Source organism: Robertmurraya beringensis (assembly GCF_042433785.1).
GTDB classification, from domain to species: domain Bacteria; phylum Bacillota; class Bacilli; order Bacillales; family Cytobacillaceae; genus Robertmurraya_A; species Robertmurraya_A beringensis.
Genome location: NZ_JBHLUU010000078.1, coordinates 1 through 5,159, shown reverse-complemented (window position 1 = coordinate 5,159; position 5,159 = coordinate 1). Strand labels below are relative to the sequence as shown.

Genomic DNA, 5,159 nt, shown 5'->3' with positions numbered 1-5,159 from the left:
GTTGGTGTTTGGTGTGGTAACCTCACTATTTCCTAAAATTCAGGGGGTGGCAATTTTTTTGCTCAAAAAGCCCTCTATCAAGGTATTTTATAGCCTATTTAATATAAAAGTTTTGACAATACGCAAAAATATATGGAGGTGAAATTATTTGAAAAGATTTTGTATCTTTCTTTTTGGATTGTTTTTTGTTGTTTCATTAACAGGATGTATTGGAGAAGAATATGATTTTTCTCCCCCTACTGCTTCACTTACAAATCCAGAGGATATTACTCAAGAAGAAAAATTAGCAGAAGCAAACATAAATTGGACTTTTGATGAAAAATACAACAAGGAAACGAAGGATATTCTTTCATTAGCAAAAAAGCAAAATAAAATGCACTTTAATTCTGGGCAGAAAGTTCAGTTTTCCCTTCAAGATGGATATTTTGACGAGAAAAATGTGAAAATTTCGCTTTGGCAAAATGAAAACAAAATAGATTTAGAAATGGATAATGCAGGTCCTTATTTCAACTTACCGAAAGATAAAGGCGAGTTTATGATTGTTTTAGACCTACCTACTGATAAAGGAACTGCCCAATATGTAGGAAATATCGTCATTCAATAATAGGAAGTTTAGATAAGGAAATAACAATGAAAAAACGCTTGGTAAATCCAAGCGTTTTTTGTGTTAAAACTTGTGCTAATTACAGAACGAATTATGCTGTTTTTAATACCAAAAATTCATTGTTATTTTAGATTTTCTCCACATTATCTGAACTACTTATTTCAAAGAGGGCCCTTTTTTATTTATAGAAGAATGTGGTGACAGACACCCTCCGTGGACAAAAGTGGGAAATTTGTCCGTCTCGGGTGGACACTTGGTGTTAGATTGTCAAATAGAGGAATTATCCTAGTTATGGAGAATAATTCTAAATAAAGATGGGGGATGAAAGGATGTACATATGGAGAGATTGAAGAAGCCCTATTTAATTAGAAATTTTGAGGAACAGGATGCCAATCAAATCGCCAAGTTTGATTTTATTTCCATGTTAGCTTATCGGTACAATGGGGACTATACTTCAGATAATATTTTCTGTGCTGTTAGTGAAGAGGGAGAAGTTTTCGCTTCCGCACATATTGCACCTGATCAGTCTTGGGGTTTAATCGAAGATCCGAACAAATCTTTGGACTTTGAATTTAAGCTACAGATGGACTTAGCGATAAATGAGAATACAACAGTCCCAAAAGAGGCAGTGAATGAGCTAATGGATGCAGTTATGATTAGAGCTAAAATGATTCGAAGCCAATACCCTAATAAAAAAATTACCCTTAGACATACGATATCTTCTGATGATTTTGAGGAGATGGATTTTTATTTATCAAAAGGATTTATAGCGAAAGAAAATCATTTGGTGATGAAAAGAGATTTAACTGAACCAATCCCTTCATATCCTCTACCAGCAAATATTAGGGTAATGAATTGGAAAATGGAATCTCAAGAAGAGCAGGAAAGTTATTTGCGTGCAGAGGCTGCTGGAGATCCGAACGGGATTTGTTGGAGCTTGAATCATCTTCAATGGACAAAGTCTGGGGCAGAATGGGCTACATTTACTGCATTTGATGGACAAAACGTAGTGGGTAGTGTTATGACATGGGGACTCGGAGAAAAGAGAAGTGCGACTGAAAATATCTTTGTTTTACCTAATTGGAGACGAATGGGGATAGCAAAGGCATTGATTACTGAAGCATTAACTTTTTTAAAGGAAAAAGGGAAAACGGAAGCAACATTAGGAGTGTTTGGAGACAATCGAAAGGCGATTTCACTATACCAATCCCTTGGATATCGCATGTTCTATACCATTATTGAGTTTGGATACGACCTTTAAAATCAGCCTGACAGTTGCTAATTCTTTTTTCATAAATTTTAATATAATTTCAGATAATATTATTTCCATTTACTGTGTATCCGAAGAGAATAGGAGCATGTTAATAATGACGAGGGAGGTGTTAAACTTGCCAAGTGGAAAAGAACTAGAGCAATTACCAATGGCAAATACATTACCTGGTGCTGGTAAAGACACAAGCAAAATGAATCGTACGACATTAACTGGAGTAACTGAAAGCGATTTGCCGAAGCCAGCTCAAGTTTCAAAAAAGAATAAGTAAGAAAACAAAAACCAAATCTTTTAAGTCAGATTTGGTTTTTTGTTATGGTAATATGTGGATTAAAGGGGGAGGGGAAAAGATGGAGATTAAAAACGCTGAACTAACGATTCGATCGCTCAGGAAAGAAGATGCAAATCATTTAGCAAAATGGCTTTCAAACCCTTCGGTACTAGAATACTACGAAGGTAGAGATCAACCTTTTACAATAGAGAAAGTAATGGAAACTTTTTTTCTGGAAGAGGAAGGGTTATCGCGATATATTTTTACATTAGAAGAAAAGCCCATAGGATATATTCAAACGTATACAGTAGAAGACGAGAAAGTAAAGACGTTTGGTATGGATCAATTTATTGGAGAAACGGATTACTGGAATAAAGGAATAGGAACCCTTCTTATTCATACAATGGTTAATTACTTAGCAACGCAAAAGAGCGCTCCAAGAATCATAATGGACCCACAGGCTAGTAATAAAAGGGCAATAAGATGTTACGAAAAATGTGGATTTGAAAAAGTAAAATTGCTTCCGAAGCATGAATTCCATGAAGGAGAGTTTCGTGATTGCTGGTTGATTGAATTATTAATAGAAAGGTAAGTCCATGCTGTAAAAAAAGGAGGGGCAAGTCGCTCCTCCTCTTATTTTGTATAAATGGCTATCGCATCACGTAAAAACTCTGTCGTTCCAGGTTGGTCCTTATCGTAGTAGGCAGTGAATCTTTCATCATCGACGTACATTTGGGCAAGACCAGCATGTGCTTCTTTACTGTACGATGGCCAAAAATAGCAAAGCCATTCCTTATGAAGCTCGGCTGCTTGTTGTGCAAGCGGACCTGCGGGATCACCACTTGTAAAAGCCTGAGCCAAAACATCTCTTATTTGTTGCTCTAAAGTTGTCACCTTTTTATAGTCCTCCTCAGACAGGTTCATTAACTTGGCATTGGATTGTTCTACGGTTTCTTTTCCATACTTTTCACGAATCTCTTTTCCGTATTTCTTTTCATTTTCAGCAAGTAAGTTCTGTTTAAATCCTTCAAACTTCTCTTTATTTGACATGGTCATTCTCCCTTCAGATTCTGCAATAGTCTTTTCCACATTACAAATTAACGTTTCAATTTGTTGCTTCTTTTCAATTAGCTTTAAACGATGTTCTCTAAGCGCTGTTTCTGCGTCAAACGTAGAGGAGGAGAGTATTTCTTTAATCATATCCAAGCTAACTCCAAGCTCTTTATAAAATAGGATCTGCTGAAGGCGATTCACCTCCGATTGCCCATAAATTCGATATCCATTAGAATTCACCCTGCTTGGTTGCAGAAGACCGATTTGGTCGTAATACCGTAATGTTCTCGTACTAATTCCAGCCAATTGTCCGAGTTTTTGAACCGTGTATTCCATATGCTTCACCTCCTGATAAAATCAATATAAACCTTTACGTAGCGTTAATGTAAATAGGGGAAAAAAAATTAAGGGAAATTGGCCTCCCTATACCTGAAACCTTCACCGTATAGAAATGTAAGTATCGTTAAAAATAATAAAAATATGATCCAATATGTAATTAAATGTACTTGTTTTTTTTTATTACGAGGACTATAGTTATCTAGTAATGACAGATGTCAAGACAAGAGGAGGGTTACATAGATGGAAAATAAAGCAATTTCACAAAAAAAATTACTCAGCATCGCAGGTCTTGGTTGGATGTTTGATGCGATGGATGTTGGTATGCTTTCTTTTATCATTGCAGCTCTAAATGCTGATTGGGGATTAACTCCTGAACAAATGGGTTGGATTGGAAGTGTGAACTCGATAGGGATGGCTGTTGGTGCTCTCGTTTTTGGTATTTGGGCAGATCGAATTGGAAGAAAGAATATTTTTATTATTACTCTACTATTATTTTCATTAGCGAGCGGAGCTTCAGCCTTTACTACCACTTTAGCAGCTTTTCTCGTTTTGCGATTCTTTGTAGGAATGGGGTTGGGAGGAGAATTACCTGTTGCCTCAACACTTGTTTCTGAAAGTGTACCAGCTAAAGATCGTGGACGTGTCGTTGTTCTCCTTGAGAGCTTTTGGGCATTTGGATGGCTTCTATCTGCACTTATTTCGTACTTTATTATCCCATCCTATGGTTGGAAAATTGCCTTGATTATTAGTGCTATTCCAGCGTTTTACGCACTTTATTTACGAGTAAACTTACCGGATTCACCAGCATTTTCAAAAAAGAAGGTAGAAAAAAGAACGGTGATTCAAAATATCCAAGACGTATGGTCAAAAGATCACTCACGTTCTACCTTTGTATTATGGGTTGTTTGGTTTACTGTTGTATTCTCTTATTACGGTATGTTCTTATGGTTACCAAGTGTGATGGTCATGAAGGGTTTTAGCATGATTAAGAGCTTTGAATATGTGCTTATCATGACGTTAGCTCAACTTCCAGGTTACTATACAGCGGCATGGTTAATTGAAAAACTAGGACGCAAATTTGTATTAGTCACCTATTTATTAGGAACTGCAGCTTCGGCACTAGTGTTCGGTAATGCTGAGACGACTGCCATCTTAATGACAGCGGGGATTCTATTATCGTTCTTTAACCTCGGTGCATGGGGAGCATTATATGCATATACCCCAGAACAGTATCCAGCTGTGATTCGTGGGACAGGCTCTGGGATGGCCGCTTCGATCGGTCGTGTGGGTGGTATCCTTGGTCCATTATTGGTTGGATCACTAGTTGCAGCAGGCTATTCTATCGGCTTTATTTTTACGATATTCTGTATTAGTATCGTTGTGGGAGTGGTTGTATTAGCGTTCTTTGGTAGAGAGACAAAACAAATTGAATTAACATAAATCTTACGCGAGAACCTGTTTCCAAAGTAAATGGAGACAGGTTTTTCATTTTTATTCATTAGCTTTGCATTTATTTAAATTAAATTTGTCAAGACATTTTTACGGAAAGGTATCTGTAATTTTATTGAAAATATGGTAAATACAAGTCTTCTTGGGTATAAAAAAACCCCTTATAATTAGGT

Annotated in this window: 6 protein-coding genes; 5 read left to right on the top strand and 1 reads right to left on the bottom strand. The window is 36.6% G+C overall.

Translation table 11 applies throughout. The annotated features are described in order from the left end of the window. Positions 1–148 precede the first annotated feature (148 nt). The 4 genes from ACFFHF_RS12195 to ACFFHF_RS12180 all read left to right on the top strand — a co-directional run bounded on the left by ACFFHF_RS12195 (position 149) and on the right by ACFFHF_RS12180 (position 2,737). Positions 149–604 carry a hypothetical protein gene (locus ACFFHF_RS12195; RefSeq protein WP_340904056.1) on the top strand — a complete coding sequence of 152 codons (456 nt, stop codon included), beginning with the start codon at positions 149–151 and terminating at the stop codon, positions 602–604. 337 nt (positions 605–941) lie between these two features. Further along, positions 942–1,865, top strand: a complete 924-nt coding sequence (locus ACFFHF_RS12190; protein WP_340904055.1) for a GNAT family N-acetyltransferase — start codon at positions 942–944, stop codon at positions 1,863–1,865. Positions 1,866–1,992: 127 nt separating this feature from the next. Continuing rightward, positions 1,993–2,145, top strand: coding sequence for a hypothetical protein (locus ACFFHF_RS12185; RefSeq protein WP_340904054.1), 153 nt, complete (start codon positions 1,993–1,995; stop codon positions 2,143–2,145). Between the two features lie 79 nt (positions 2,146–2,224). After that, entirely contained in the window at positions 2,225–2,737 is a 513-nt protein-coding gene (locus tag ACFFHF_RS12180; protein WP_377058249.1) for a GNAT family N-acetyltransferase, read from the top strand. A gap of 41 nt (positions 2,738–2,778) precedes the next feature. Here the strand turns inward: ACFFHF_RS12180 and ACFFHF_RS12175 are convergent, their stop codons facing one another. Next, positions 2,779–3,534 carry a MerR family transcriptional regulator gene (locus ACFFHF_RS12175; RefSeq protein WP_340904051.1) on the bottom strand — a complete coding sequence of 252 codons (756 nt, stop codon included), beginning with the start codon at positions 3,532–3,534 and terminating at the stop codon, positions 2,779–2,781. Between the two features lie 243 nt (positions 3,535–3,777). On the opposite strand from ACFFHF_RS12175, the gene ACFFHF_RS12170 reads away from it, so the two are divergent. Then, positions 3,778–4,977: a niacin permease NiaP gene (locus ACFFHF_RS12170; RefSeq protein ID WP_340904049.1), complete on the top strand. Its 1,200-nt coding sequence runs from the start codon at positions 3,778–3,780 to the stop codon at positions 4,975–4,977. The last annotated feature ends 182 nt before the right edge of the window (positions 4,978–5,159 follow it).